General features: G+C 74.7%; 20 protein-coding genes. 7 read left to right on the forward strand and 13 right to left on the reverse strand.

Annotated elements, in window-relative coordinates; genetic code table 11:
• Positions 1–59 precede the first annotated feature (59 nt).
• Complete coding sequence (locus tag AB2L28_RS18340) at positions 60–1,745, reverse strand: ribonuclease J (protein ID WP_370720435.1); 1,686 nt, start codon at positions 1,743–1,745, stop codon at positions 60–62.
• A 56-nt stretch (positions 1,746–1,801) separates the two neighbouring features.
• On the reverse strand, positions 1,802–2,719 hold the full coding sequence (gene dapA, locus AB2L28_RS18345) for a 4-hydroxy-tetrahydrodipicolinate synthase (protein WP_370720436.1): 918 nt from the start codon (positions 2,717–2,719) through the stop codon (positions 1,802–1,804).
• A gap of 626 nt (positions 2,720–3,345) precedes the next feature.
• On the opposite strand from dapA, the gene AB2L28_RS18350 reads away from it, so the two are divergent.
• Positions 3,346–3,975, forward strand: a complete 630-nt coding sequence (locus AB2L28_RS18350) for a YdhK family protein (RefSeq protein ID WP_370720591.1) — start codon at positions 3,346–3,348, stop codon at positions 3,973–3,975.
• Between the two features lie 308 nt (positions 3,976–4,283).
• On the opposite strand, the gene AB2L28_RS18355 is transcribed toward AB2L28_RS18350, so the two are convergent.
• Together AB2L28_RS18355 and AB2L28_RS18360 are read right to left on the reverse strand one after the other, a co-directional pair.
• Entirely contained in the window at positions 4,284–4,982 is a 699-nt protein-coding gene (locus AB2L28_RS18355; protein ID WP_370720437.1) for an HAD-IA family hydrolase, read from the reverse strand.
• 70 nt (positions 4,983–5,052) lie between these two features.
• The gene (locus tag AB2L28_RS18360; protein ID WP_370720438.1) at positions 5,053–5,961 is read right to left on the reverse strand and encodes an NADP-dependent oxidoreductase; all 909 of its coding nucleotides are present in this window, start codon (positions 5,959–5,961) and stop codon (positions 5,053–5,055) included.
• A 234-nt stretch (positions 5,962–6,195) separates the two neighbouring features.
• Here AB2L28_RS18360 and AB2L28_RS18365 point away from each other — a divergent pair, with 234 nt between their 5' ends.
• From AB2L28_RS18365 to AB2L28_RS18375, 3 genes are all read left to right on the forward strand, one after another.
• A complete protein-coding gene (locus AB2L28_RS18365; protein WP_370720439.1) occupies positions 6,196–8,421 on the forward strand; it encodes a putative bifunctional diguanylate cyclase/phosphodiesterase in 2,226 nt (741 codons plus the stop codon).
• A 163-nt stretch (positions 8,422–8,584) separates the two neighbouring features.
• Entirely contained in the window at positions 8,585–9,355 is a 771-nt protein-coding gene (locus AB2L28_RS18370) for a beta-phosphoglucomutase family hydrolase (protein WP_370720440.1), read from the forward strand.
• Positions 9,352–11,706 carry a glycoside hydrolase family 65 protein gene (locus AB2L28_RS18375; protein ID WP_370720441.1) on the forward strand — a complete coding sequence of 785 codons (2,355 nt, stop codon included), beginning with the start codon at positions 9,352–9,354 and terminating at the stop codon, positions 11,704–11,706. The genes AB2L28_RS18370 and AB2L28_RS18375 overlap by 4 nt, the downstream gene beginning before the upstream one ends.
• 311 nt (positions 11,707–12,017) lie before the next feature.
• On the opposite strand, the gene AB2L28_RS18380 is transcribed toward AB2L28_RS18375, so the two are convergent.
• The 6 genes from AB2L28_RS18380 to AB2L28_RS18405 form a co-directional block, all read right to left on the reverse strand.
• Positions 12,018–12,470 carry a hypothetical protein gene (locus AB2L28_RS18380; protein WP_370720442.1) on the reverse strand — a complete coding sequence of 151 codons (453 nt, stop codon included), beginning with the start codon at positions 12,468–12,470 and terminating at the stop codon, positions 12,018–12,020.
• A gap of 14 nt (positions 12,471–12,484) precedes the next feature.
• Positions 12,485–13,240: a 4-hydroxy-tetrahydrodipicolinate reductase gene (dapB, locus tag AB2L28_RS18385; protein ID WP_370720443.1), complete on the reverse strand. Its 756-nt coding sequence runs from the start codon at positions 13,238–13,240 to the stop codon at positions 12,485–12,487.
• Positions 13,237–14,610, reverse strand: coding sequence for a M16 family metallopeptidase (locus AB2L28_RS18390; protein WP_370720444.1), 1,374 nt, complete (start codon positions 14,608–14,610; stop codon positions 13,237–13,239). Before AB2L28_RS18390 ends, dapB begins: the two co-directional genes overlap by 4 nt.
• A gap of 1 nt (position 14,611) precedes the next feature.
• Positions 14,612–16,867: a polyribonucleotide nucleotidyltransferase gene (locus AB2L28_RS18395; protein ID WP_370720445.1), complete on the reverse strand. Its 2,256-nt coding sequence runs from the start codon at positions 16,865–16,867 to the stop codon at positions 14,612–14,614.
• 251 nt (positions 16,868–17,118) lie between these two features.
• Positions 17,119–17,388 carry a 30S ribosomal protein S15 gene (gene rpsO, locus AB2L28_RS18400; protein WP_370440094.1) on the reverse strand — a complete coding sequence of 90 codons (270 nt, stop codon included), beginning with the start codon at positions 17,386–17,388 and terminating at the stop codon, positions 17,119–17,121.
• A 135-nt stretch (positions 17,389–17,523) separates the two neighbouring features.
• A complete protein-coding gene (locus AB2L28_RS18405; RefSeq protein ID WP_370720446.1) occupies positions 17,524–18,489 on the reverse strand; it encodes a bifunctional riboflavin kinase/FAD synthetase in 966 nt (321 codons plus the stop codon).
• Positions 18,490–18,622: 133 nt separating this feature from the next.
• Here AB2L28_RS18405 and pgi point away from each other — a divergent pair, with 133 nt between their 5' ends.
• Positions 18,623–20,341, forward strand: a complete 1,719-nt coding sequence (gene pgi / locus AB2L28_RS18410; protein WP_370720447.1) for a glucose-6-phosphate isomerase — start codon at positions 18,623–18,625, stop codon at positions 20,339–20,341.
• Positions 20,342–20,353: 12 nt separating this feature from the next.
• Here pgi and AB2L28_RS18415 read toward each other — a convergent pair whose 3' ends face one another.
• The 3 genes from AB2L28_RS18415 to AB2L28_RS18425 form a co-directional block, all read right to left on the reverse strand.
• Positions 20,354–22,213 carry a thioredoxin-like domain-containing protein gene (locus tag AB2L28_RS18415; protein ID WP_442490338.1) on the reverse strand — a complete coding sequence of 620 codons (1,860 nt, stop codon included), beginning with the start codon at positions 22,211–22,213 and terminating at the stop codon, positions 20,354–20,356.
• 8 nt (positions 22,214–22,221) lie between these two features.
• Entirely contained in the window at positions 22,222–22,407 is a 186-nt protein-coding gene (locus AB2L28_RS18420) for a hypothetical protein (RefSeq protein WP_370720449.1), read from the reverse strand.
• A gap of 64 nt (positions 22,408–22,471) precedes the next feature.
• Positions 22,472–23,269: a phosphotransferase gene (locus tag AB2L28_RS18425; RefSeq protein ID WP_370720450.1), complete on the reverse strand. Its 798-nt coding sequence runs from the start codon at positions 23,267–23,269 to the stop codon at positions 22,472–22,474.
• A gap of 90 nt (positions 23,270–23,359) precedes the next feature.
• Here AB2L28_RS18425 and AB2L28_RS18430 point away from each other — a divergent pair, with 90 nt between their 5' ends.
• Entirely contained in the window at positions 23,360–24,409 is a 1,050-nt protein-coding gene (locus AB2L28_RS18430; RefSeq protein WP_370720451.1) for an NAD(P)-dependent alcohol dehydrogenase, read from the forward strand.
• A 1-nt stretch (position 24,410) separates the two neighbouring features.
• A complete protein-coding gene (locus AB2L28_RS18435) occupies positions 24,411–25,181 on the forward strand; it encodes an SDR family NAD(P)-dependent oxidoreductase (protein WP_370720452.1) in 771 nt (256 codons plus the stop codon).
• Positions 25,182–25,304: the final 123 nt, after the last annotated feature.

Below are 25,304 nucleotides of genomic sequence, written 5' to 3' on the forward strand. Positions count from 1 at the left end.
CGGACACGGCGAGGGAGGTGCCGGGCCACCCGCGACCCGGGCCCGCCCCCGCCGCCCGGTCAGGCGGTGACGACGACCGGGACGATCATCGGCCGGCGGCGGTGCGTCTGGGACACCCAGGTCCCCACGGTGCGCCGGACGATCTGCTGCAGCTGGTAGGTGTCGACCGGGCCGGTGGACGCCTCGTTGAGCGCGTTCTCCACGCGCTTGCGGACGGCGTTGAACCGGTCGTCACCGTCGCCGATGAACCCGCGGGCGTTGAACTCCGGCCCGGAGACGACCTTGCCGGTCACCGAGTCCACCGCGACGAAGATGGAGATGAACCCCTCCTCGCCGAGGATGCGCCGGTCCTTGAGGTCGGCCTCGGTGATCTCCCCGACGCTGGACCCGTCGACGTAGACGTACCCGACCGGGACGGCCCCCACGATGCTCGCCCGGCCGTCGACCAGGTCGACGACGACGCCGTCCTCGGCGATGACGACGCGCTCGCGCGGGACACCCGTCTTGACGGCGAGCTCGGCGTTGGCCAGCAGGTGCCGGATCTCCCCGTGCACGGGCATGACGTTGCGGGGTTTGAGCACGTTGTAGCAGTAGAGCAGCTCCCCGGCGCTGGCGTGGCCGGAGACGTGGATCTTCGCGCTCTGCTGGTGCACGACCGTCGCGCCCAGCCGGGCCAGCCCGTTGACGACGCGGTACACCGAGTTCTCGTTCCCCGGGATGAGGGAACTGGCGAGGATCACCGTGTCGCCGGCGTCGATCGCGATGCGGTGGTCGCGGTTGGCCATGCGCGACAGGGCCGCCATGGGTTCGCCCTGCGAACCGGTGCACATGAGCACGACGCGGTCCTCGGGCAGGTCGTCGACCTGCTTGAGGTCGATGAGCAGGTTCTTCGGCACCGTCAGGTACCCCAGGTCGGCCGCGATGCCCATGTTGCGGACCATCGAACGACCGACGAGGGCCACCTTGCGCCCGTGCGCGTCCGCGGCGTTGAGCACCTGCTGCACGCGGTGCACGTGGGAGGCGAAGGAGGCGACGATGATGCGCTTCTCGGCGCGGCCGAACAGCTGCTCCAGGACCGGGCCGATGTCCCGCTCGGGCGCGGTGAACCCGGGGACCTCGGCGTTGGTGGAGTCGACGCAGAACAGGTCCACGCCCTCGTCGCCGAGGCGGGCGAAGGCGTTGAGGTCGGTGATGCGGTTGTCCAGCGGGAGCTGGTCCATCTTGAAGTCGCCCGTGTGCAGGACCAGGCCCGCGCTCGTGCGGACCGCGACGGCCAGGGCGTCCGGGATGGAGTGGTTCACCGCGATGAACTCGCACTCGAAGGGGCCGAGCTGCTCCTTCTGCCCCTCGCGCACCCCGAGGGTGTACGGCTTGATGCGGTGTTCCTTGAGCTTGGCCTCGATGAGCGCCAGCGTCAGCTGGGAACCGAGCAGGGGGATGTCCGGGCGCAGCTTCAGCAGGTAGGGGACGGCCCCGATGTGGTCCTCGTGCCCGTGCGTCAGGACCAGCGCGACGATGTCGTCGAGCCGGTCGGCGATCGGGCCGAAGTCGGGGAGGATGAGGTCGACACCGGGCTGGTGGTCCTCGGGGAACAGCACGCCGCAGTCGACGACGAGCAGCTTGCCCTCGTGCTCCAGGACGGTCATGTTGCGCCCGACCTCGCCCAGGCCGCCGAGGCCGTAGACGCGCAGGGCGCCCTTCGGCAGCGGCGGCGGGGACGTCAGTTCGGGGTGGGGGTGGCTCATGCGGCTCCTCCTGCGGCCCGGGGGCCGCGACGGTCGAACGGGTGGGGCGGGGTCCTTCAGGCGTCCGGGGCCAGACCGGCCAGCACCAGGTCGGCGCGGATCGCGTCGACCTCCGCCGCGGTCGCGGCCAGCAGGGGCTGACGCACGGTGCGGCCGGCCAGGACGCCGGTCGCCTCGAGGGCGGCCTTGACGGCGACGGCACCCTGGGTGCGCGTCATGATCCCGCGGACGGCGGGCAGCAGCTGGGTGTTGACGGCGCGCGCCGTCACGAGGTCACCGGCGTCGACCGCGGCGATCATGCGGGCGTGCTCGCGGCCGGCGACGTGGCTCACGACGGAGACGACGCCGGACCCGCCGAGGGCCAGCAGCGGCAGGTTGAGGGCGTCCTCGCCGGAGTAGTACGCCAGGTCGGTGCGGGCCAGGACCTGCGCGGTGGCGTGCAGGTCGCTCTTGGCGTCCTTGACCGCCACGACCCGGTCGTGCTCGGCGGCCCGCAGGAGGGTCTCGGTCTCGATCGGCACCCCCGCGCGGGCGGGGATGTCGTAGAGCATGACGGGCAGCCCCGTCGCGTCGGCGACCGTCTCGAAGTGCGCGAGGAGAGCGGCCTGCGGGGGCTTGTTGTAGTACGGCGTGACGACGAGCAGGCCGTGGGCGCCGGCCTTCTCGGCGGCGCGGGCCAGGTCGACCGTGTGCCGGGTGTCGTTGGTGCCGACGCCGGCGACGACGACGACCCGCTCCCCCACGGCGTCCAGGACGGTGCGCAGCAGCGCGTCCTTCTCCTCGTCGGAGGTGGTCGGCGACTCCCCCGTCGTCCCGCTCACGACCAGCCCGTCGTGGCCGGTGGCGACGAGGTGCTCGGCGAGCGCGCCCGCCGCGGCGAGGTCGAGGGACCCGTCGGGCCGGAAGGGGGTGACCATCGCGCTCAGCACCGTCCCGAACGGACGGGGAGGCGGTGCTGCGGTGGCGGTCGGCATGGGCCGAGGTTACCGCGACGGGGCTCACCCGCGGCCCACCGCACGCGTCGGCCGCGCGCCCCCTCGGGGGCGGGCGCCCCGGACGTGGGGGGACCCGGTCGCTGCCCGCTCGGGGGTCCGGGCAGCGACCGGGTCCCTGGGGGGCTCATCGACGCCGGGCCCGCCCGCGTTACAGGCCGGGGCGCAGGCGACCTCCGCGCCCCCACCGCCACCGTGGCGCGCTCCTCCGGGGGCCGGGGGTGGACGGGCGCGTGACGGTGCGGCAGGGCGGGTCCGGCGCCGAGGAACCGTCGTGGACGATCCGCGCCGCTCGCGTCCTGACCGCCCGCCCGCTCACGCCGACGTCCGCGGCGCGCACACGCCGGAGTGGTACGTTCCGACCCGCTCACGAGCGGCGAACGGGTTGCAACGCACCACTTCCGCAGTGCGGCACGTTCGCGCGCGCCGTTCCGGCGACCTTCCGGTCGTCCCGCGTGGTGCGCGGTCCCGAGCGGCCCGCGACGTCGCGGTCGTGATGGCCGTCGAGACCCCCTGACTCCTGAGACCTGTTCTCGATAGGATCCCCCGTCCGCGCGGCACCGACGGCCGAGCGCGAGTCCGCACACCTCGTGAGGGATGAGATGACGATGCACGACCGCCCGTTGGCGAAGACAGCTGCCGGATTGCTCAGCGTGGGGGTGTTGCTGGCCGGGTGCGCCACCGGCGACGCCGAACCGGCCGCCGCCCCGACGACCTCCACGAACGGGACCAGCGCCGACTCCGAAGAGCACGAGGGACACGAGCACCACGGGGGGCACGGAGACCACGGGGGGCACGAGCACCACGACCACGCCCCCGACGGTGGTCCACCTCCCGCGGGCATCACCGAGGCGGCCGCTGCGACCTACCCGGTGGGAACCGAGGTCCTGCTGCGCGCTGACCACATGCCGGGGATGGACGGGGTCACCGGCACCGTGGTGGGGGCCTTCGACACCACCGCCTACTCCGTGAGCTACACGCCGACCACCGGAGGGTCACCGGTCGAAGACCACAAGTGGGTGGTCCAGGAGGAGCTGCGCGACGCCGGTCCCGACCGGCTCCCCGCTGGAGCCGAGGTGGTCTTGGACGCCACCCACATGAGCGGCATGCAGGGGGCCACGGCGACGATCGACAGCTCCACCGACGAGACGACCTACATGGTCGACTTCGAAGCCGACGGCATGGCGATGGTCAACCACAAGTGGGTCGTGGAGAGCGAGATGGAGCCCGCTGCCTGACCTGCCTCCGCGCAGGAGGACCGCACGCCCAGTTCGTCACCCCGGCAGCACCGGCGGCCGGACGCCCCGAGCACCTCGACCCACGCACTCGCCGACGTGCTCTCGAAGCACCGGTCCGCGTCAGCAGGAGCGGGTTCCGTCAGAGCGGTGCACCGCGCCCCGGCGGGTGCAGGAGTGCACCCGTCCACCGCGACCACGGTCCCCGAGGACGAGCTGACGGAGGGAGGCGGTCAGCGCCGAGCCGCAGCGCGAACCGCTGCACCCGGCTCACCCTGTCCCGGGGCTCTCGCCACCCAGCCGCGGACCCGTCAGACGAGCCGGACCCGCACCCCGTCGGGGCCGTCGTCCAGGCGCACCTGCGACAGCAGCGGCACGACGAGGTCGGCGTCCAGGGGACCGTCGGGGTGGGTCGTGCGCACGGCCAGCGTCGCGCACCCGGCGGCCCGCGCCGCGGCCAGCCCGGCGGGGGCGTCCTCCACCACGAGGCAGTCGGCGGGGTCGACCCCCAGGCGCTGCGCCCCCAGGAGGAAGCAGTCCGGGGCGGGTTTGCCCCGGGCCACGTCGTCGAAGGTGACGAGCACGTCGGGATCGGGCAACCCCGCCGCGCGCCGGCGGGCGTCGGCCAGCGGCGCCGAGCAGGAGGTGACGACGGCCCAGCGCCGCGGGGTCAACCCGGCCAGCAGCTCCGCGACCCCCGGCAGCTGCACGACGCCGGCGACGTCGGTGACCTCCAGCTCGGTGATGCGCGCCGCGGCCACCGCGTAACCCTCCGGGCCGACGAGGTCGGCCACGATCTCGGGTGCGGGGCGGCCGTGCCCGTGCGCGCGCAGCAGCGCCTCGCCGCTCACGCCGTGCTCGATCGCCCACGTCGTCCAGGACCGCTCGATGGCGGCCGTGGAGTCGACCAGCGTGCCGTCCATGTCGAACAGCACCGCGGCGAAGGTGCGGTCCAGGACGCGCTCGGGGGCGGCGCCGTCGGCGGGGAGGGTCGCGGGGAGGGGTTCCACCGCCGCACCCTACGACGCCGTGCCGGGGCCCGGCCGGTGCCGGGGTGGGGACCGTGCGGACCGGCCCCGCTCAGGGCAGCAGGACGATGCGCCCCTGCCGGTGCGGGCGTTCGGCCGTCGCGAACGCCTCGACGACGTCGTCGAGGGCGAACGCGCCCGCGATGGGCACGTGCAGCCGGTCCTCGGCGAGGAGGTCGACGAGCTCGGCCAGCACCTCGGCGCGCCGGGGGGCGACCGGCCCGAACTCCAGGTCGGCCTCCAGCGGCAGCGTGGCCACGCATCGGGAGGCGGGGACCTCGAGGGCCTCGGCGAGGTGCTCGACGTCGGCGCCGGTGGTGTCCACCACGACGTCGACGCGTCCGGCGCGCTCGTGCACGACGCGGGCCAGCGCACCGGCGTCGGCGGGGGTGACGGCGTCCGCGCCGTGCGCGTGCAGCCAGTCGTGGTGCACCGGCTCGGCGACGCCGACGACCTCGGCCCCGCACAGCCGGGCGAGCTGGACGACGAGGGTGCCGACGTCGGAGGCCGCCCCCACGACGAGCACGACGTCGCCGTCGCCGACCCCGGTGGACTCCACGCACGTCCAGGCCGTCACGCCGGCCACGTAGAGGGCACCGGCGACCTCCCAGGAGACGGAGGCGGGTTTGCGCACGAGGGAGCTCTCCGGGACGACGACGGCGTCGGCGTGCCCGCCCTGCTCCGGGCTCCAGCCGAGCACCTCGTCGCCGACCGCGAAGCGGCGGGCGCGGGACCCGACGTCGGTGACGACCCCGGCGAACTCCGAGCCGGTGGCGGCCGGGAAGGCGCGCGGGTACAGCTCGGCCAGGGCGCCCTCGCGCGCGGCGGACTCCCCCGCCGTCACGCCCGAGGCGCGGACGGTGACGCGGACCTCGGTGGGGTCGGGCCTGCGGGCGGGGACCTCGACGACGCGCAGGACGTCGGGACCGCCCCACCGCTCGAAGCGGACGACTCTGCTCACGCGGGCAGCGTGTCCTGCGCGGCCGGGACGGGGCAAGCCCGTGCTGTGCTGGGCGGGTGACCCGCGGGTCCTCGCGCGGGCCCCGGTGCGGGCTCGGCGCGGGCCCGGTGCCCGCGACTGCGCCGGACGGGCGGTTCCGCAGCCGCGAGCTGCACCCGGGCCCCCGTGGTGCCGATCCCCAGTCGTCACCTGCAGCCGGCCGGGTGCCCCCTCGACCGGGAGCGCTGCACCCCCATGACCCGTCGCACCGTCCGACCCCGCGCGAGCGCCGCACCCGGCACGTCGGGGTCCTGCACCCGCGCGGTGGTGCCGCTCGTCGCGGTCGTGCTCCTGGCCCTCGCCGCGGCCCTGCTGTGCCCGGGCCAGGCGGTGGCCGTGCTGCGCACCGGGGCCGGCGCCCTGGTCCTGGCGCTGCTGCACGAGCGCGTGCGCCGGGTGGAGGCCGAACGGGACGTGTGGCGGTGGTTCCGCACCGCGGTGCTCGTCGCGACCGCCGGGTCCGCGCTCGACCTCGCGGCCGGCGTCCCGCTCGCCCTGACCGGGGCCGGTCTCGCGGGCTGCGCCCTGTTGTACCGCGGCCTCATCGTGTGGAACCGGACGAGCACCCGCACGGCCGACCCGGGCGACTGGCTCAACGGGATCAGCGCCATCTTCGCCGTCGTCGCCGTGGCCGACCTGGTCCTGGCGGCCACGGGCCGGCCGCTGCCGGCGGTGGTCGGGGTGCAGCCGGTGCTCGTCGGCGCCGCCGCCCTGTTCGTCGTGCTCGGCACGACGCTGACGGTGGCGGTCATGGCGGCGCTGCTGACCGACCTGCGGCCCTGGGTCCTCAGCGCCGGGACGGGCGCGGCGCTGGCCGGGCTGGTGCTGGAGGGGACCGGCCGGCCCGGGTGGGCGGTGCCCGGGGCCGCGGCCCTGGTGCTCAGCGTCGGGATCTCCTCGCAGCTGCCCGTGCGCCCGACCCGGCCCCAACCCGCCACGACGCAGTCGCTGACGGTGGGCGCCTTCGTCGTGCTGGCCGCCGGGGTCGCGGTGCTCGCCGGGGCCACCCGCCTGCCGCCGCAGGCGACGACGCCCGCCGTGCTCTGGGCCGCGGCCGCCGTCGTCGGCGTCAGCTTCCGCGTCGTGCACCTCATCGGCGACCTGTCCTCCCTCGCCGTCCGGCAGCAGGAGGCCCTCACCGACGAGCTGACGGGGCTGGCCAACCGGCGCGCCTTCGACCGCGCCCTCGCCGCACCGTCCCCGGGGCGGGCGCTGCTGGTGCTCGACGTCGACCGCTTCAAGGAGGTCAACGACCGCTACGGCCACCACACCGGGGACCGGCTGCTGGCCTCGGTGGCGCAGCGGCTGACCGGGACCGTCCCGGACGGTGCGCTCCTGTGCCGCCTCGGCGGGGACGAGTTCGCCGTCCTCGTGCCCGACCCCGACGAGGGGACCGCCCTGGCCCTGGCCGGCGAGCTGCTGGCCGCGGCGGGGGCGGACGAGCGGCGGACCGGCGTGAGCATCGGCGTGGCGACCGACGGGGCGACCGGCGGGGCGGCGGGGGACGGTGCGGAGCTCTTCCGGCGCGCCGACACCGCCATGTACCAGGCCAAGGCGGCCCGCTCCGGCGTCCGGCTCTACGACGCCGTCCTCGACGCGGCCGCCCGCCGGCGGGCGGGCCTGGCGGACGACCTGCACGCGCTGTGGCGCGAGGGCTCGGCCGACGGCACGGTCGACCAGCTCGAGGTCTTCTACCAGCCCCAGGTCGCGCTCGCCGACGGCCGCGTGCGCGGGGTGGAGGCGCTCGTGCGCTGGCGGCACCCCGTGCTCGGGTTGCTGCCCCCCGCGGCCTTCCTGGACGTGGTGGAGGACGAGGGCCTCACCGGTCCGCTCACCGTGCACGTCCTGCGGACGGCCGCGCGCGACGCCGGCCGGTGGCGCGCGGGCGGGTGGCCGGAGCTGTCGGTGTCGGTGAACCTGTCCGGTGACCACCTGTCCGACCCGGCGCTGCTGCCCCTGCTGCAGGACGTCCTGGCCGGCGGCCTGGACGCGGCGGCCGTCGTCCTGGAGGTCACCGAGACCGCGCTCGTGCAGGAGGCCGACGCCGGGCTCGACCTGTGCCACGCCCTGCGCCGCCTCGGGTTCGGGTTGAGCATCGACGACTACGGGACGGGGTACTCCTCGCTGGCCCACCTCAGCGACCTGCCCGCCACCGAGCTGAAGGTGGACCGGTCCTTCACGCAGCGGCTGCTGACCGACGGCGGGGTGCGCGCCATCGTGGCCGCCACCGTCGGCCTGGCGCACGAGCTCGGGCTGCGGGTCGTGGCCGAGGGCGCCGAGGACCTGCCGACGGTGGACGCGTTGCGCCTCCTGGGCTGCGACGACGTCCAGGGGTTCGTGCACGCCCGCCCCATGCCGGTCGGCGACCTCGGTCCCTGGCTCGTCGCGCACCACCGCGCCCCGTCGGCGGCGCAGGGCTGAGCGGGGACCCCGCCGGGGCGCCGGGCGAGGCGGGGGGCGTCCCCGGGTCCGCCACGGGTGCGCACCCGTCGTGCGTCGTCGACGGCAGGGGCGGGGGCGCACCGCGGCACGAGGGACCGCGACCGACCTGCGCCGCGCCCGGTGTCCTCCTAGGGTTCGCACCGTGCTGGGACTGCCTGACCACGTGACCGCGCTGCTGTTCGACCTCGACGGGGTCCTCACCGACACCGCCGCGGTCCACGACCGGGCCTGGACGGCGACCTTCGACGCGTTCCTGCGCGCGCACGCCGAGCACACCGGGGAGGAGTTCCGCGCCTTCGACCCCGACGACGACTACGCGAGGCACGTCGACGGCAAACCCCGCGCCGACGGCGTGCGCGACTTCCTCGCCTCCCGTGGCGTCGTGCTGCCGGAGGGCTCGGCGGACGACCCCGCGGACCAGCCCTACGAGGACACCACCGTCGCCGGGCTGGGCAACCGCAAGAACGAGGACCTGCTGCGGCGCATCGAGACCGACGGGGTGGACGTCTACGAGGGGTCGCGGCGGTACCTGCGAGCCGCGCGCGAGGCGGGGCTGCGCCGGGCCGTCGTGTCCTCCAGCGCGAACACCCGGCAGGTGCTCGAGGTCACCGGGCTGGCCGGGCTCGTCGAGGAGCGCGTCGACGGGGTGACGTTGCGCGAGCAGCACATCGCCGGCAAACCCGCGCCCGACAGCTACCTCGCCGGCGCTCGCGCCCTCGGTGTCGACCCGGGCCGGGCGGCCGTGTTCGAGGACGCGCTATCCGGGGTGGCCGCGGGCCGCGCCGGCGGGTTCGGCGCCGTCGTCGGCGTGGACCGGCACCCCGGGCGGCCCGGGCACGCGGACGCGTTGCGTGAGCACGGCGCGACGCTCGTCGTCACCGACCTCGCCGACCTGCTGGGGACCTCCTCGTGATCTCCCAGGAGACCTTCCCCGTCGAGCCCTGGCAGGTCCGCGAGACGCAGCTGGTGCTGGACCTGCTCGGGTCCTCCGAGTCGGTGTTCGCCCTGTCCAACGGCCACATCGGGTTCCGCGGCAACCTCGACGAGGGTGAACCCCACGGCCTGCCCGGGACCTACCTCAACTCCTTCCACGAGGAGCGGCCGCTGCCCCACGCCGAGGCCGGTTACGGCTACCCCGAGGTCGGGCAGACCGTCGTCAACGTCACCGACGGCAAGCTCGTGCGGTTGTTCGTCGACGACGAACCGTTCGACGTGCGGTACGGGACGCTGCTCGCGCACGAGCGCGTGCTGGACCTGCGGGCCGGGACGCTCGCGCGGACCGTGGACTGGACGTCCCCGGCGGGGCAGCGGATCCGGGTCCGCTCGACCCGCCTGGTCTCGTTCGTCCAGCGCGCCTGCGCCGCCGTCGAGTACGTCGTCGAGGCCGTCGACCAGCCGATCCGGGTCACGCTGCAGTCGGAGCTGGTGGCGAACGCGGCGATGCCCGAGCAGTCCGGGGACCCGCGGGTGTCCGCCGTCCTGCGCTCGCCCCTGCAGGCCGTCGAGAGCGACTGCGGTCCGGCCGGGGCCACCCTGGTGCACCGCACCCGGGCCAGCGGCCTGCAGATGGCCGCCGGCATGGAGAACCACGTGGACGCGCCGGGCCGGGCGCACGTCGAGACGCACCGCGCGCAGGACTGGGCCCGCACGACCGTGGTGTCCATGCTGGAGCCGGGGCAGGAGCTGCGGCTGACGAAGTTCCTCGCCTACGGCTGGTCGGCGCTGCGGTCCACGCCCGCGCTGCGCGACCAGGTGGCCGGAGCCCTCTCCGGCGCCCGGTTCACCGGGTTCGCGGGCATGCTGGAGGAGCAGCGCGCCTACCTGGAGGAGTTCTGGGACGCCGCCGACGTCGAGGTCGAGGGCGACGCCGAGGTCCAGCAGGCCGTGCGGTTCGCGCTGTTCCACGTCCTGCAGGCCGGGGCCCGGGCCGAGCAGCGCGGCATCGCCGCCAAGGGCCTGACGGGTCCGGGGTACGACGGGCACACGTTCTGGGACACCGAGGCGTACGTCCTGCCGGTGCTGACGTACACCTCCCCGCAGGCGGCCGCGGACGCGCTGCGCTGGCGGGCCCGCACGATCGAGCCGGCGCGGCAGCGGGCCGCCGAGCTCGGCCTGGGCGGCGCCGCGTTCCCGTGGCGGACGATCCGCGGGCAGGAGTCCAGCGGGTACTGGCCGGCCGGGACGGCGGCGTTCCACGTCAACGCGGACATCTCCGCCGCCGTCGAGCGGTACCGCATCGTCACGGGCAGCGAGGACCTCGAGACCGACGGCGGCCTGCTCGTGCTCGTCGAGACGGCCCGGCTGTGGATGTCGCTGGGGCACCACGACGCGCGCGGCGGCTGGCACGTGGCCGGGGTGACGGGGCCGGACGAGTACACGGCCGTCGTGGTCGACAACCTCTTCACCAACCTGGCCGCGGCGCAGAACCTGCGGGCGGCGGCGGAGGCGTGCGGTCGCCACCCCGACCTGGCCCGGTCCCTCGGCGTGGACCTGGAGGAGCAGGCCACCTGGCGGGACGCGGCCGCGGCCGTCACCGTCCCCTACGATGAGGACCTGCGCGTGCACCAGCAGTGCGCGGGCTTCACCCAGCGGCCGGAGTGGGACTTCGAGGGCCACCGGGAGTACCCGCTGCTGCTGCACTCGCCCTACTTCGACCTCTACCGCCGGCAGGTCGTCAAGCAGGCCGACCTGCAGATGGCGCTGTTCTGGTTCCCCGACGCGTTCACGGCCCAGGACAAGGCCCGCGCGGTCGACTACTACGAACGCCGGACCGTGCGGGACTCCTCGCTGTCGGCTGCGGTGCAGGCGATCACGGCGGCCGAGGTGGGTCACCTCGAACTGGCCCACGACTACCTGTACGAGGCGGCGACCGTCGACCTGCGCAACCTGCACCACAACACCGGCGACGGCCTGCACGTGGCCTCGCTGGCCGGGACCTGGCTCGCGCTGGTCCACGGCTTCGGCGGGATGCGCGACACCGGCGGCGCCCTGCGGTTCGACCCGCACCTGCCCTCGGGGGTGTCCCGGCTGCGGTTCACGATCCGCTGGCGGCAGGCCAAGCTGTGCGTCGACGTCCACCCCGACGCGGTGACGTACACCGTGCGCGACCACGGGTCGAGCATCGACCTGCGCCACGGGGACGAGGAGCTGACCGTGCGCTCCGGTGAGGCCGTGACACGGCCGGTCACGCCCCTCGTGCCCCTGCTGCCCCGACCTCAGCAACCGCCCGGCCGCGCCCCGCACCACCGCGAGCACCACGCCTGACTCCCCCGGCCCGACTCGCCCGGCCTGACTCCCTGCACCGACTCCCCGCCCCCGGGAGCGCCGTCGGGGAGCGGGTGCCGTGTCGTCGGCGGGTCCGAGGGCGAGGAGCCCGGCCTGGGCGCCGTCGTCGGGGTGCTCCCACGTGGAGGCGACCGTCGTCATGGCCCCGCTGACCTGCACGACGGCCGTGGCCGGGGCCGAGCGCGGCGCGTCGCCGGCCCGCAGGCGGAAGACGTTCTCGCCGGTCCAGGTCCCGGGGCGGTCCACGGAGAGGGGCACGATCCGAGCCTCGTGACCGGTGAGGGCACGCGTCAGGACGGCGAGCGGTGCAGCCTCACGGCGTGGCGGGCCGCGGCGCGCCCGCGGCGGCGGTCCCCGGCGGCGTCGTAGGCCATCGCGAGGCGGTACCAGGCGCCGGCGTCCTGCGGTGACGCCTCGACCTCGGTCCGGGCCTCCTCCCAGGCGCGGGAGCCCGCGGCGCGGTCGATGCGACCGGCCGCGGTGCGCTCGAGGTCGTCGACGGGCAGTTCACCCCGCTGCGCGAGCTCGCGGCCCAGGCGCTCGGTCGCCAGCCCGAAGAGGAGCTCGCGCACGACGGCCCACAGCCCCACGAGCGGCAGCAGGAACAGGGCGATGCCCAGGAGGACGCCCGCCCACTCCCCGGTGCGGATCAGCTCGTAGCCCAGGCGGCCGAGGAAGACGAAGTAGAACAGCAGCGCCGCGACGCTGACCGCGATGACGACCTTGGCGCGCACGCCCGCCACTGCCCTCGCCCCCGTCAGTCCAGGTCGAGGTAGTGCTCGAGGCCGACCGTCACGCCCGGACGGGACGAGACCTGGCGCACGCCCACGAGCAGACCGGGCATGTACGCGGCCCGGTCGTAGGTGTCGTCGCGCAGGGTGAGGGTCTCCCCCGGGCCGCCGAGCACGACCTCCTGGTGGGCGGTCATCCCGCGCATCCGGACGGCGTGCACGTGGATGCCGTCGACGACGGCTCCCCGGGCCCCGGGCAGCTCCGTGGTCGTCGCGTCCGGCACGTCGCCCAGCCCGGCGTCGGCGCGCGCGGCCGCGATGAGCCTGGCCGTGCGGATCGCCGAGCCGCTGGGGGCGTCCACCTTGTCCGGGTGGTGCAGCTCGACGACCTCGACGGACTCGAAGAAACGGGCGGCCTTGGCCGCCAGCTGCATGACCAGGACCGCGCCGATGCCGAAGTTCGTGGCGATGAGGACGTTGCGGTCGGCGGCCCGCGCCCAGGCGGTCACCTGCTCGACGCGCTCGGGCGTGAACCCCGTGGTGCCGGTGACGACGTGCATCCCCCGTCCCAGCGCCCGTTCGACGTTGCCCATGACCTGGTCGGGCACGGTGAGGTCGACGAACACGTCGCTGCCCTCGGCCGCGGCCGGGTCGTCACCGCGACCGAGGGCCGCGACGAGCTCGAGGTCGGGCGCGGCCTCGACGGCGGCGACGGCGAGCGACCCCATCCGCCCGCGCGCCCCCGCCACCGAGACCCGGACCGGGCCGGCGGAGCTGGTCACTGGACGACCCCGGTGAAGCCCGTGTCGTCGCCGAAGGGCCCCACGACCGTCACCGACCGCGGCCGCGCCAGCAGGTCGGCCGCCATCGCCTGGACCTCCTCGGCCGTCACCGACCGGATCCGCGCCAGGACGGTGTCGACGTCGAGGAACTGCCCGTGGGTCAGTTCGGACTTGCCGAGCCGGTTCATGCGCGAACCGGAGTCCTCCAGCCCCAGCACGAGACCGCCGGTGAGCTGGCCGATCCCGCGCGCCAGCTCCTCGGCCTCCAGCGGCTTCTCGCCCAGCGCGACCAGCTCGGCGAGCATGAGGTCGCTGACCTGCGCCGCCTTGGCCGGTGAGCACCCGGCGTACAGGCCCACGTAGCCGGAGTCGGCGTAGTTGGCGTTGAACGAGTACACCGAGTACGCCAGGCCCCGCTTCTCGCGGACCTCCTGGAACAGCCGCGAGCTCATCCCGCCGCCGAGGACGGCGTTGAGCACCGACAGCGTGAACCGGCGCGGGTCGGTCGCGGTGATGCCGGTCATGCCGAGCAGGACGTGCGCCTGCTCGCTCTGGCGGTCCACGACGAGGGCGCGGCCGCGGTCTAGACCGCCGGCCACCTCACCGCTGACGCGGCGCGCGCGGGGGGCGGCCCGGCCGAGGTCGCCGGCGGCGCGGTCCAGCTCGCGCTGCACCGTGGCGACGACCTCGTCGTGCTCGAGCCCACCGGCCGCGGTGAACACGAGCGTGGACGGCTGGTAGTGCTCGCGGTAGTGCGCCCACACGTCGTCGCGGCCGACGGCGCGGATGGTCTCGGGGGTGCCCCCGATGGGCCGGGCCAGCGGGTGCTCGCCGAGGACGAGCTCGGCGAAGCGCTCGTGCGCGACGTCACCCGGGTCGTCGTCGTTCATCGCCAGCTCCTCGAGGATGACCTCGCGCTCGCTGGTGAAGTCGTCGTCGTCGAGGACCGCGGAGGTGACCATGTCGGTCACGACGTCGATCGCCATCGGCAGGTCGGAGTCGAGCACCCGCGCGTAGTAGGTCGTGTGCTCCTTGCCGGTGGCGGCGTTGGCCTCGCCGCCGACGGCGTCGAAGGCCGAGGCGATGTCCATCGCGTCGCGCCGCTCGGTGCCCTTGAACAGCAGGTGCTCGAGGAAGTGCGTGGAGCCGAAGTGGCCCTTCGTCTCGTCGCGCGAGCCGACGCCGACCCAGCAGCCGATGCTCGCCGAGCGCTGGCCCGGCATCGCCTCGGTGAGCACGCGCGCACCGCACGGCAGGACCGTGCGCTGGACGAGGGCCCCGTCGGCGTCCGACAGGACGGTGGTAGCGGGAACCCCGCCGGCCGCCGCGGTGGGCAGCTCGACGGGGTTCCCGGTCGGGTTCGACGTCACCTCAGGCGTCGGCCGTCTCGGCCGCGGCAGCGCCGTCGGCGGGAGCGTCCGCGCCGGCCTCCTCGGCCACCACCGGCACGAGCGACAGCTTGCCGCGCGGGTCGATCTCGGCGATCTCGACCTGGACCTTCTGGCCCACCGAGACGACGTCCTCGACGTTGTCCACGCGCTTGCCGCCGGCGAGCTTGCGCAGCTGGGAGATGTGCAGCAGGCCGTCCTTGCCGGGCATGAGCGAGACGAACGCGCCGAAGGTCGTCGTCTTGACGACGGTGCCGAGGTAGCGCTCGCCGACCTCGGGCATCGTCGGGTTGGCGATGGCGTTGACCGCGGCGCGGGCCGCCTCCGCCGAGGGGCCGTCGACGGCCCCGATGAACACCGTGCCGTCGTCCTCGATGGAGATGTCGGCGCCGGTGTCCTCCTGGATCTGGTTGATCATCTTGCCCTTGGGCCCGATGACCTCGCCGATCTTGTCCACGGGGACCTTGACGGTGATGATGCGCGGCGCGGTCGGCGACATCTCGTCCGGGGTGTCGATGGCCTCGGCCATGACGTCCAGGATGTACAGGCGCGCGTCGCGGGCCTGGGTCAGCGCACCGGCCAGGACCGAGGCCGGGATCCCGTCGAGCTTGGTGTCGAGCTGGATCGCGGTGACGAACTCCCTGGTGCCGGCCACCTTGAAGTCCATGTCCCCGAACGCGTCCTCGGCGCCCAGGATGTCGGTCAGCGCCGCGTACTCGGTCTGGCCGTCGACGGTGTCGGAGACCAGGCCCATGGCGATGCCGGCGACGGGGGCGCGCAGCGGGACGCCCGCGTTGAGCAGCGACAGCGTCGAGGCGCAGACCGAACCCATCGAGGTGGAGCCGTTGGAGCCCAGCGCTTCGGAGACCTGGCGGATCGCGTAGGGGAACTCCTCGCGGGCCGGCAGGACGGGGACGAGGGCGCGCTCGGCGAGGGCGCCGTGCCCGATCTCGCGACGCTTGGGCGAGCCGACGCGACCGGTCTCACCGGTCGAGTACGGCGGGAAGTTGTAGTTGTGCATGTAGCGCTTGCGCGTCACCGGGGACAGCGTGTCGAGCTGCTGCTCCATGCGGAGCATGTTCAGCGTGGTGACCCCCAGGATCTGGGTCTCGCCGCGCTCGAACAGCGCCGAGCCGTGCACGCGGGGCAGGACCTCGACCTCGGCGGACAGCGTCCGGATGTCGGCGAGCCCGCGGCCGTCGATGCGGACCTTGTCCTTGAGGATGCGCTGGCGGATCAGGGCCTTCTGCACCGAGCGGTACGCGGCCGAGACCTCCTTCTCGCGGCCGGCGAAGGCCTCCGCGAGCTCGCCCTTGACGCGGTCCTTGATCTCGTCGACCCGGGTCTCGCGCTCCTGCTTGCCGGCGATGGCCAGCGCCGCGGCCAGCTCGGTCGCGGACGCGTCGAAGACGGCCTGGTAGGTGTCGTCGGCGTAGTCCGGGAACAGCGGGAACTCGGCGGTCGGCTTGGCGGCCTGGGCGGCGACCTCGGCCTGCGCCTTGACGAGCTTGGCGATGTGCGGCTTGGCGGCCTCCAGGCCCTGGGCCACGACCTCCTCGGTGGGGGCGGTCGCGCCCTGGTCCTTGACGAGGTTCCAGGAACCCTCGGTGGCCTCGGCCTCGACCATCATGATCGCGACGTCCTCGGACCCGTCGGGCGCGGTGACGACGCGGCCGGCGACGACCATGTCGAAGACGGCGCGCTCGATCTCGGAGTAGCGCGGGAACGCGACCCACTGGCCGTCGATGAGGGCGACGCGGACACCGCCGACCGGGCCGGAGAACGGCAGGCCGGACAGCTGGGTCGACATCGAGGCGGCGTTGATGGCCACGACGTCGTAGGCGTCGTCGGGGTGGATCGCCATGACGGACACGACGACCTGGACCTCGTTGCGCAGGCCCTTGACGAAGCTCGGGCGCAGCGGGCGGTCGATGAGCCGGCAGGCGAGGATCGCCTCGGTCGAGGGGCGGCCCTCGCGGCGGAAGAACGAGCCGGGGATCTTGCCCGCGGCGTAGCTGCGCTCCTCGACGTCGATCGTCAGGGGGAAGAAGTCGAACTGGTCCTTCGGGGACTTCCCGGCGGTCGTGGCGCTCAGCAGGAACGTCTCGCCGTCGAGGTAGACGCTCGCGGAACCGGCGGCCTGCTTGGCGAGGCGGCCGGTCTCGAAGCGGACGGTGCGGGTGCCGAACGAGCCGTTGTCGAGGACGGCTTCGGCGGCGGTGATCTCAGGACCCTCCAAGGGGTTCCTCCTCCGGGTTGGCGCGGCACCCGCGCGCTCCGGCCTTCGATCGAGACCCACGGAGACCCCAGGTCGCCTGGGACGTCCGGAGGCCACTACCGAGGACCGGTGCGGCGCTGCGCGGTACCGCTGGGTGTGCTGCTCGCGGGTCGTGCACCTGCGAGTCTGCCGCGGGTGCGGCTCGGGTGCGCAACAGGGGTGGTCCCGAGTCGTGGGACCACCCCTGTCGCGTCAGGTCCCTGACCGGTGGGTCAGCGACGGATACCCAGTCGCTCGATGATCGAGCGGTAGCGGTTGATGTCCTTCTTGGCCATGTACTTCAGCAGGTTGCGACGCTGACCGACCAGCAGCAGCAGCCCGCGGCGGCTGTGGTGGTCGTGCTGGTGCGTCTTGAGGTGCTCCGTGAGGTCGCGGATGCGCTGGGTCAGCATCGCGACCTGGACCTCGGGCGAGCCGGTGTCGCCCTCGCTGGTGGCGTACTCGGCCATGATCTTCTGCTTCGTGGCGGCGTCGAGGGGCACTCGTCTCTCCTTGCACTCGTTGCGCGGTGCCTCGGGGCTGATCCACCCGGGCGCTCTGGGTCCGCGGCCGATCGAACGGCGGTCACCACGTTACCAGCGGCGCGCGCGCACCCCGACCGCCCCCGGGCGGGTGCCTCAGCCCAGCAGCAGGGCGCGGCAGCGGGCGACGTCGCGCTCCATCTGCTCCACGAGCGGTCCGACGCCCTCGAAGCGCAGCGTCGGCCGCAGGTGGGCCACGACGTCGAGGTCGACGCGCTCGCCGTACAGGTCCAGGACGTCGTCCGGGCCGGCTCCGGGCTGGCCAGGCAGGCAGTACGCCTCGACCTGGCGGCGGACGCCGTCGAACGTCGGGTTCGTCCCGATGGAGACGGCCGCGGCCAGCCGCGCGCCCGAGGGCCGGGTCAGCCAGCCCGCGTAGACGCCGTCGGCCGGCACGAGCCCCACGGCGGCGTCGGTGTCGAGGTTGGCCGTCGGGTACCCCAGCTCGCGGCCGCGGTGGTCGCCGTGCACGACGGTGGAGGTGATGCGGTGCGGGTGGCCCAGCATCTGCGCGGCGCGCTCGGCCTCCCCGGCGGCCAGGGCCTGCCGGACGGCCGTCGAGCTCACCCGGTGCTCCCCCGTCCCCGGGTCCCCCAGGTCGTCGAGGACGACCACCTCGAAGCCGTGCCGGCGCCCCAGCTCCCGCATCGCGGCCAGGTCCCCGGAGTTCGCGCGGCCGAACCGCACGTCGTGGCCCACGACCACGACCTGGGCGCGCAGCGCGCCGACGAAGACGTCCTCGACGAAGCGCTCCGGGCTCCAGGCGGCCAGCTCCCGCGTGAACCGCATGACGAGGACCGCGTCCAGGCCCGTGCGCTCCAGCAGGTCGAGGCGGTGGTCCAGCCCCGTCAGCAGCCCGGGGGCGCGGTCGGGGTCGAGGACCTGCAGGGGGTGCGGGTCGAAGGTCACGGCGACCGAGCCCAGCCCGCGAGCGCGGGCGAGGTCGACGACCCGGCCCAGGACGGCGGCGTGACCGCGGTGGACCCCGTCGAAGTTGCCGATGGTGACCACGGAACGGCCGAACGCCGGTTCGACGTCTGACAGGTCTTCCCACCGCTGCACGCGGACACTGTGCCAGCAGCCGGTCGCGCACCCCGAACGCGGGCTGGCTAGCGTCCTTCCCGGGACCCACCGTCGTGGACCGACACGGCACACCCGCCGAGCCCGCCCGCGGGCCGCAGCACAGGAGGACCAGATGAGCGAGGACATGAACGACGACCGGGTGAGCGGACCCGTCGACCCGACCACCACGGCGGCCTGGTCCGCCCTGGAGGCCCACCGCGAGGCGACGACGCCGGACCTGGCGGGCTGGTTCGCCGCCGACCCGCAGCGGGCGCGGCGGCTGAGCCTGGAGGTGGGCGACCTCTTCGTGGACCTGTCGAAGAACCTCGTCACCGACGAGACCGTCGAGGCGCTGCTGCAGCTCGCCGAGCAGACCGGCGTGCTGGCCCGGCGCGACGCGATGTTCGCGGGTGAGCACATCAACGTCACCGAGGACCGCGCCGTCCTGCACACCGCGCTGCGCCGCCCGCCGGGCGCCTCCCCCGCCCTCGTCGTCGACGGCCAGGACGTCGACGCCGACGTGCAGGCCGAGCTGGGGAAGGTGTTCGAGTTCGCCGACGCCGTGCGCAGCGGGCGGTGGACGGGCGTGACCGGCAAGCGGATCACGCACGTCGTCAACATCGGCATCGGCGGCTCCGACCTCGGGCCGGTCATGGCCTACGAGGCGCTCAAGCCGTACGTGCAGGCCGGGCTGGAGTGCCGGTTCGTCTCCAACATCGACCCCACCGACGTGGCCGAGACGACGAAGGACCTCGACCCCGAGACGACGCTGTTCATCGTGGCGTCCAAGACGTTCGGCACGTTGGAGACGCTCACCAACGCCCGCCTGGCCCGCGCCTGGCTGTGGCGCGAGCTGTCCGCCGCCGGGGCCCTGCAGGACTCCGACGAGGCCCGCCGGGACGCCGTCGCCCAGCACTTCGTCGCCGTCTCCACCGCGCTGCAGAAGGTCGCGGACTTCGGCATCGACCCGGCCAACGCGTTCGGGTTCTGGGACTGGGTGGGCGGCCGGTACTCCGTCGACTCCGCCATCGGCACCTCCCTGGCCGTCGCGGTCGGGCCGGAGGCCTTCCGCGAGTTCCTGGCCGGGTTCCACGCCGTCGACGAGCACTTCCGCACGACCGAGCCGGCGCGGAACGTGCCGCTGCTCATGGGCCTGCTCAACGTCTGGTACGTGAACTTCCTCGGCGCCCACACCCACGCGGTGCTGCCGTACTCGCAGTACCTGCACCGGTTCGCGGCCTACCTGCAGCAGCTGACGATGGAGTCGAACGGCAAGTCGGTGCGCTACGACGGCGAACCCGTCACGACGGACACCGGTGAGGTGTTCTGGGGCGAACCCGGCACCAACGGCCAGCACGCGTTCTACCAGCTCATCCACCAGGGCACCCGGGTCATCCCGGCCGACTTCATCGCCTTCGCCACGCCCGCCCACCCCCTGGTGGACGAGGCCGCCGACGGGGCCGACGTGCACGCGCTGTTCATGGCGAACTTCTTCGCCCAGACCAAGGCGCTCGCGTTCGGCAAGTCGGCCGAGGAGGTCCGCGCCGAGGGCACGGCCGAGGACGTCGTCCCGGCGCGGGTGTTCTCCGGGAACCGGCCGACGACGTCGATCATGGCGCCGTCCCTCACCCCGTCGGTGCTCGGGCAGCTCATCGCGCTGTACGAGCACGTCACGTTCGTCGAGGGTGCCGTGTGGGGCATCGACAGCTTCGACCAGTGGGGCGTCGAGCTCGGCAAGAAGCTCGCGCTGGAGATCGCCCCGGCGCTGACCGGGGACACCGCGGCGCTGGACGCGCAGGACCCCTCGACGGGGTCGCTCATCCGGTACTACCTGGAGCACCGGGCGAACTGACCCGGGCCGGGCTCACGCGCCCGGCAGCTCCAGGGACAGCCGGTCCGCGCCGCCCGGGACGACCCGCACGGGGACGTCCCAGGCGGCGCGGTGCAGGTGGCAGGCCGCGCCGGGGCCCGACGTGGCGTCGCAGGAGGCTGCGCGGGCGACCACGTGCAGGACCCCGGCCCCCGCCTGCAGCTCGAGCGTGCGCCGGAGGTCGTGTCCCGCACCGGACCCCGCGGTCAGCAGCTCCGGCGGCGTGGACGTCACGTCGAGGTGGGTGCCGCCGCCGGCCCGGTCGTCCAGGCGCCGGCCCGGGGCCGGGCTGAACGCCACCGCCAGCGAGACCGCACCGGGGCGCAGGTCGGCCGCGGGGGCCGAGGACGAGCGCTCGCGGGCGGGCGCGACGTCCCGGACGAGGCGGTGCACCGCGCTCTCGACGGTCACCAGCGTCCCGTCCCCCACGAGGACGTCGGCGGGTTCGGCGAGGTCGGTCAGCACCGTCGTCACCGCCCCGGCCGCGGGGTCGTAGCACCGCAGCGCCCCGTTGAAGGTGTCGGCCACCAGCACCGCGCCGTCCGGGGCCACCGCGACCCCCAGCGGGTGCTGCAGCAGCGCCTGCCCGGCCGGGCCGTCGCGGAACCCGAAGTCGAACAACCCCGTCCCCACGTGCGTGCGGACCTCGTACCCCGGGCGGGCCACGGGGTCGGCGTTGGCGAACCGGTGGTCGGTGACGACGGGGACCGTGCGGTCGGGTCCGTCCCCGGACCCGGCGCGGCGCAGGCTGCGCAGGGCGGACGTCTCGGCGTCGAGGAACCACAGGACGTCCCCGGCCGGCCCGGCCGCGAGCGCCGAGGGTTGCGCGCACCACGCCGCCTCGGCGGGCCCGTCGCGCAGGCCCTCGGCACTCGTCCCGGCGATCACCCGGACGGTCCCGCGCTCGGGGTCGAACGCCCACAGCTGGTGGACCCCGGCCATCGCGACGACGAGCTGACCGTCGAACCAGGCCGCGTCCCACGGGCTGGAGAGGTCCTGCGCGAGCGCGGGGCCGCCGCCCTCGCGCCGGCGCAGGGGCCGGCCCGTCCCGGCCACGGTGCGGACGTCGCCGTCGGCGAGGCGGACCCCGCGCAGCGCGTGGTTGCCGGTGTCGGCGACGACGACGTCGTACCCGACCTCGCGGGCGAGGCCGGCCGGCAGCAGGGCCAGCCCCTGCGGCCCGGCGAAGCGCGCCGCGGGCCCGTCGGTGAGCCCGCGCTCCCCCGTGCCCACGCGCCGGACCTCGGTGGACAGGTCCGCGTCGAGTTCCACGAGCTGGTCGTGCCCGGCGTCGGCGACCAGGACGGTTCCGCCCGGCAGCCGCAGGGCCCGGGCCGGGAACCGCAGCGCCGACCGCTCCAGCGGCGCGGGGGGTGCGGTGGGCCCGCCGGGACGCAGCGTCCCCCGCTGACGGTGCTCCTCGACGAGCTGCGCCACGAGCGCTTCCAGCTCCGCGGCGTGCCCCTCCCCCGAGACCGACGCCACGACGTACCCCTGCGGGTCGACGAGGACCAGCGTCGGCCACGCCCGCACCGCGTACGCCCGCCACGTCGTGAGGTCCGCGTCGTCGAGGACGGGGTGGTCCACCCCGAGCCGGGCCACGGCGGCCTCGAGGGCCCCCGGAGCTGCCTCGTGCGGGAACTTCGGGGAGTGCACGCCGACGGTGACCAGGACGCCCGCGAAGCGGTCCTGCAGGGGCCGCAGCTCCTCCAGGACGTGCAGGCAGTTCACGCACGAGCTCGTCCAGAAGTCGAGCAGCACCACGGAACCGCGCAGGTCCGGCCAGGACAGCTCCGGGGAGTTCAGCCAGCGGCGCCCGGTGGGGCGGGGCGCCCTGACGCGGGGGCCGTGCACCACCTCGCTCAGACGCCCGGGAAGGGGAAGCGCAGCGCGGCCGCCCGGTTCGGGTCCTGTGACGGCCCCGGTTCGGGGACGGGGCCGACGTCGAGCTCGGCGACGGTGTCCTCGGGGCGCACCCGCGGCGGCAGCGTGCGCCAGCGCGCCCTCGGGTCGGGCGTCGTCACGTCCTGGTCGGGATCTGCACCCACGTCCACCGCACCTCCGTTCGGGACCGATCCTCCCCGCCCGGTCGCCGCCGGGCGACCCGGGACCTCACCCGGCCCGCAGCGCCTCCCGCAGCAGCAGGGTCCGGTGCCGCAGGACCCAGCGCGCGCTGTCGGTGCGCCAGGCCATCGCCCACAGCGGTGCGTGGTCGGTGCTGCCCGGCCGCACCCGGGCCTGCTCGGCCTGGGCGGCCGCGTCCGCCACGGCCACCTCGACGAGGAGGTCGACGAGCTCCTCGCGGCGGGCCAGGGGCAGCTCGTACCCGTCCAGGAGCAGGCGCAGCTGTCGCGCCCGCTGCGCCGCGGTCCCCAGACCCTGCAGCTCGGCGACGACGTCCCCGACCAGCTGGGCGTTCAGCCAGCCCGCCTGGGCGAGCTCGACGAGGGGGTCCACCGGACCGGCCGCCTCCCAGTCCACGAGGGCGACGGGCCGGCCGGCGCGGGACACCCAGTTCCAGGGGCCGGTGTCGCCGTGGCCCACGATCCGCGGGCCACGGCCGAGGTCGCGCACGAACCACGGCTGCCAGGACGCGCCGGCCGGCGGGTCGAAGTCCGCGACCGCCCGGTGCAGGTCCCGCAGCACGGACCCCACGTCCCCGACGGCGTCGTCCGCCCACGGCGCGGGGGCGAGGACGTCCCCCGGCACGAACGTCACGGCCTCCCGCCCGTCCGGGGCGAACCCCGACCCCACGGGTCGGGGCGCCGCCTGGAACCCCTTGTCCTGCAGGTGCCGCAGCAGCGCCAGCACCGGGGAGGACCACGGCGCGGCCGGGCGCAGGACGACGTCGCCGCGGCGGGTGACGACGCTGCGCCCGCCCCCGGTCAGCAGGTGCTCGTCGGGTTCCACGACCCCAGCACACCAGGGCCGCACCCGGGGCTGGCAAGCTCCCTGCAGCGCCGCACCACCGTTCCGCAGGCCTCGACGAGGAGAAGAGCCATGACCGCGACCACCGTCCCCACGACGATGCGGGCCAGCGTCCTGCTGCGCCAGGGCGTGATCGAGATGCAGGAACGGCCCGTGCCCACCGCCGCCGACGGCGAGGTCCTCGTCCGCGTCGGCTCGGTCGGGGTGTGCGGCTCCGACGTGCACTACTACCAGCACGGGCGCATCGGCGACATGGTCGTCACCGCCCCGATCGTCCTCGGGCACGAGGTCTCCGGCACCGTCGTCGCCGTCGGCCGCGGGGTCCCCGAGTCCCGCGTCGGGGACCGCGTCGCCATCGACCCCCAGGTCCCGTGCCGGCGCTGCCGGCAGTGCAAGTCCGGCCGGTCCAACCTGTGCCCGTTCATGGAGTTCTACGCCACACCCCCCTTCGACGGGACGTTCTGCGACTACGTGACGGCGCCCGCCGACCAGGCGTACACGGTGCCGGACAGCCTGTCCGACGAGTCCGCCGCGCTGCTCGAACCCCTCAGCGTCGGGTTGTGGGCCGCCCACAAGGCCGGCATCGGTCCCGGGGACCGGGTGCTCATCGCCGGCGCCGGGCCCATCGGGGCGATGTGCGCCCAGGCCGTGCGCGCCCGGGGAGCCACCGACGTCGTGGTCACCGACTTCGTCGACTCCCGCCGCGAGCGCATCACCTCCTTCGGCGCGACCCGGGCGCTGCACCCGGTCACCGACGCCGAGGAGATCGCCGCCCTGCGCGCCGACGCGTTCATCGACTGCTCCGGGGCGACCCCGGCGGTCCTGTCCGGCATCGCCGCCACCCGCGGGGGCGGGACCGTCGTCCTCGTCGGGCTCGGCGCGGAGGAGATGCCGCTGCCGGTGCAGCTCATCGCCACCCGCGAGATCAACGTCACCGGGGTGTTCCGCTACATCGACACCTGGCCCCGCGGCATCGAGCTGGTCACCTCCGGTGCGGTGCACCTGGACGACATGGTGACCGCCCGCTACCCGCTGGAGCAGGTCGAGGAGGCGCTGAACGCCGACTCGGACCCGCTGAGCATGAAAGCCGTCGTCGTCGTCAACGCACCCGAGGTGAACTGACATGGCCGTCCTGGACACGTTCTCGCTGACCGGCAAGGTCGCCCTGGTCACCGGTGGCTACCGCGGGCTGGGCCGGGCCTTCGCCCAGGCCGTCGCCGAGGCGGGCGCCGACGTCGTCGTCGCCGCCCGGAACGAGGAGGCCTCGGTGGCCGCGGCCGCCGAGATCGCCGACAGCACCGGCCGGCGCACCCTCGGCCTGCGGCTGGACGTCACCTCCCGCGCCGAGGTCGAGGCCGCCGTGGCCCGCACGACGCAGGAACTGGGCGCCCTGGACGTCCTGGTCAACAACGCCGGCACCTGCGTGCACCGCCCCGCCCTGGAGGTGACCGACGAGGAGTACGACGACGTCATCACCACCAACCTCAAGGGCGTGTGGCTGCCCAGCACCGTCGCTGCGCGCTGGATGGCCGGGCACGGCGGCGGGAGCATCGTCAACATCGGCTCCATCAGCGCCTCGATCGTCAACCGCCCGCAGCTGCAGCCGGTCTACAACGCCTCCAAGGCCGCGGTGCACCAGCTGACGAAGTCCCTGGCCGCCGAGTGGGCCCCGCTGGGCATCCGCGTCAACGCCGTCGCCCCGGGGTACGTCAAGACGGAGATGGCACCCGTCGACCGGCCCGAGTTCCGGCGCATGTGGATCGAGGACGCGCCCATGCAGCGCTACGCCAGCCCCGAGGAGATCGCCGCCACCGTCGTCTACCTCGCCTCGGAGGCGTCGAGCTTCTCGACGGGGTCGGTGGTCGTCACCGACGGTGGGTACACGCTCTTCTGACGCCTCCGCGGGTTCCGCCTCGTTGCCTCCCCGGGGCCGATCATCGGCCCCGGGGAGGCAACGAGGCGCAACCCGCGCGGAGCGAGGGGGTGGGAACAAGGGAGGAGGGGGTGTGGTTCACAC

The organism is Kineococcus mangrovi (assembly GCF_041320705.1).
GTDB classification, from domain to species: Bacteria; Actinomycetota; Actinomycetes; order Actinomycetales; family Kineococcaceae; genus Kineococcus; species Kineococcus mangrovi.

Excerpts from the sequence above, each read along its gene's own strand:
- AB2L28_RS18340 (WP_370720435.1), bottom strand. The coding sequence starts at position 1,745 with ATGAGCCACCCCCACCCCGAACTGACGTCCCCGCCGCCGCTGCCGAAG.
- dapA (WP_370720436.1), bottom strand. The coding sequence starts at position 2,719 with ATGCCGACCGCCACCGCAGCACCGCCTCCCCGTCCGTTCGGGACGGTG.
- AB2L28_RS18350 (WP_370720591.1), top strand. The coding sequence starts at position 3,346 with ATGCACGACCGCCCGTTGGCGAAGACAGCTGCCGGATTGCTCAGCGTG.
- AB2L28_RS18365 (WP_370720439.1), top strand. The coding sequence starts at position 6,196 with ATGACCCGTCGCACCGTCCGACCCCGCGCGAGCGCCGCACCCGGCACG.
- pgi (WP_370720447.1), top strand. The coding sequence starts at position 18,623 with ATGAGCGAGGACATGAACGACGACCGGGTGAGCGGACCCGTCGACCCG.
- AB2L28_RS18430 (WP_370720451.1), top strand. The coding sequence starts at position 23,360 with ATGACCGCGACCACCGTCCCCACGACGATGCGGGCCAGCGTCCTGCTG.
- AB2L28_RS18435 (WP_370720452.1), top strand. The coding sequence starts at position 24,411 with ATGGCCGTCCTGGACACGTTCTCGCTGACCGGCAAGGTCGCCCTGGTC.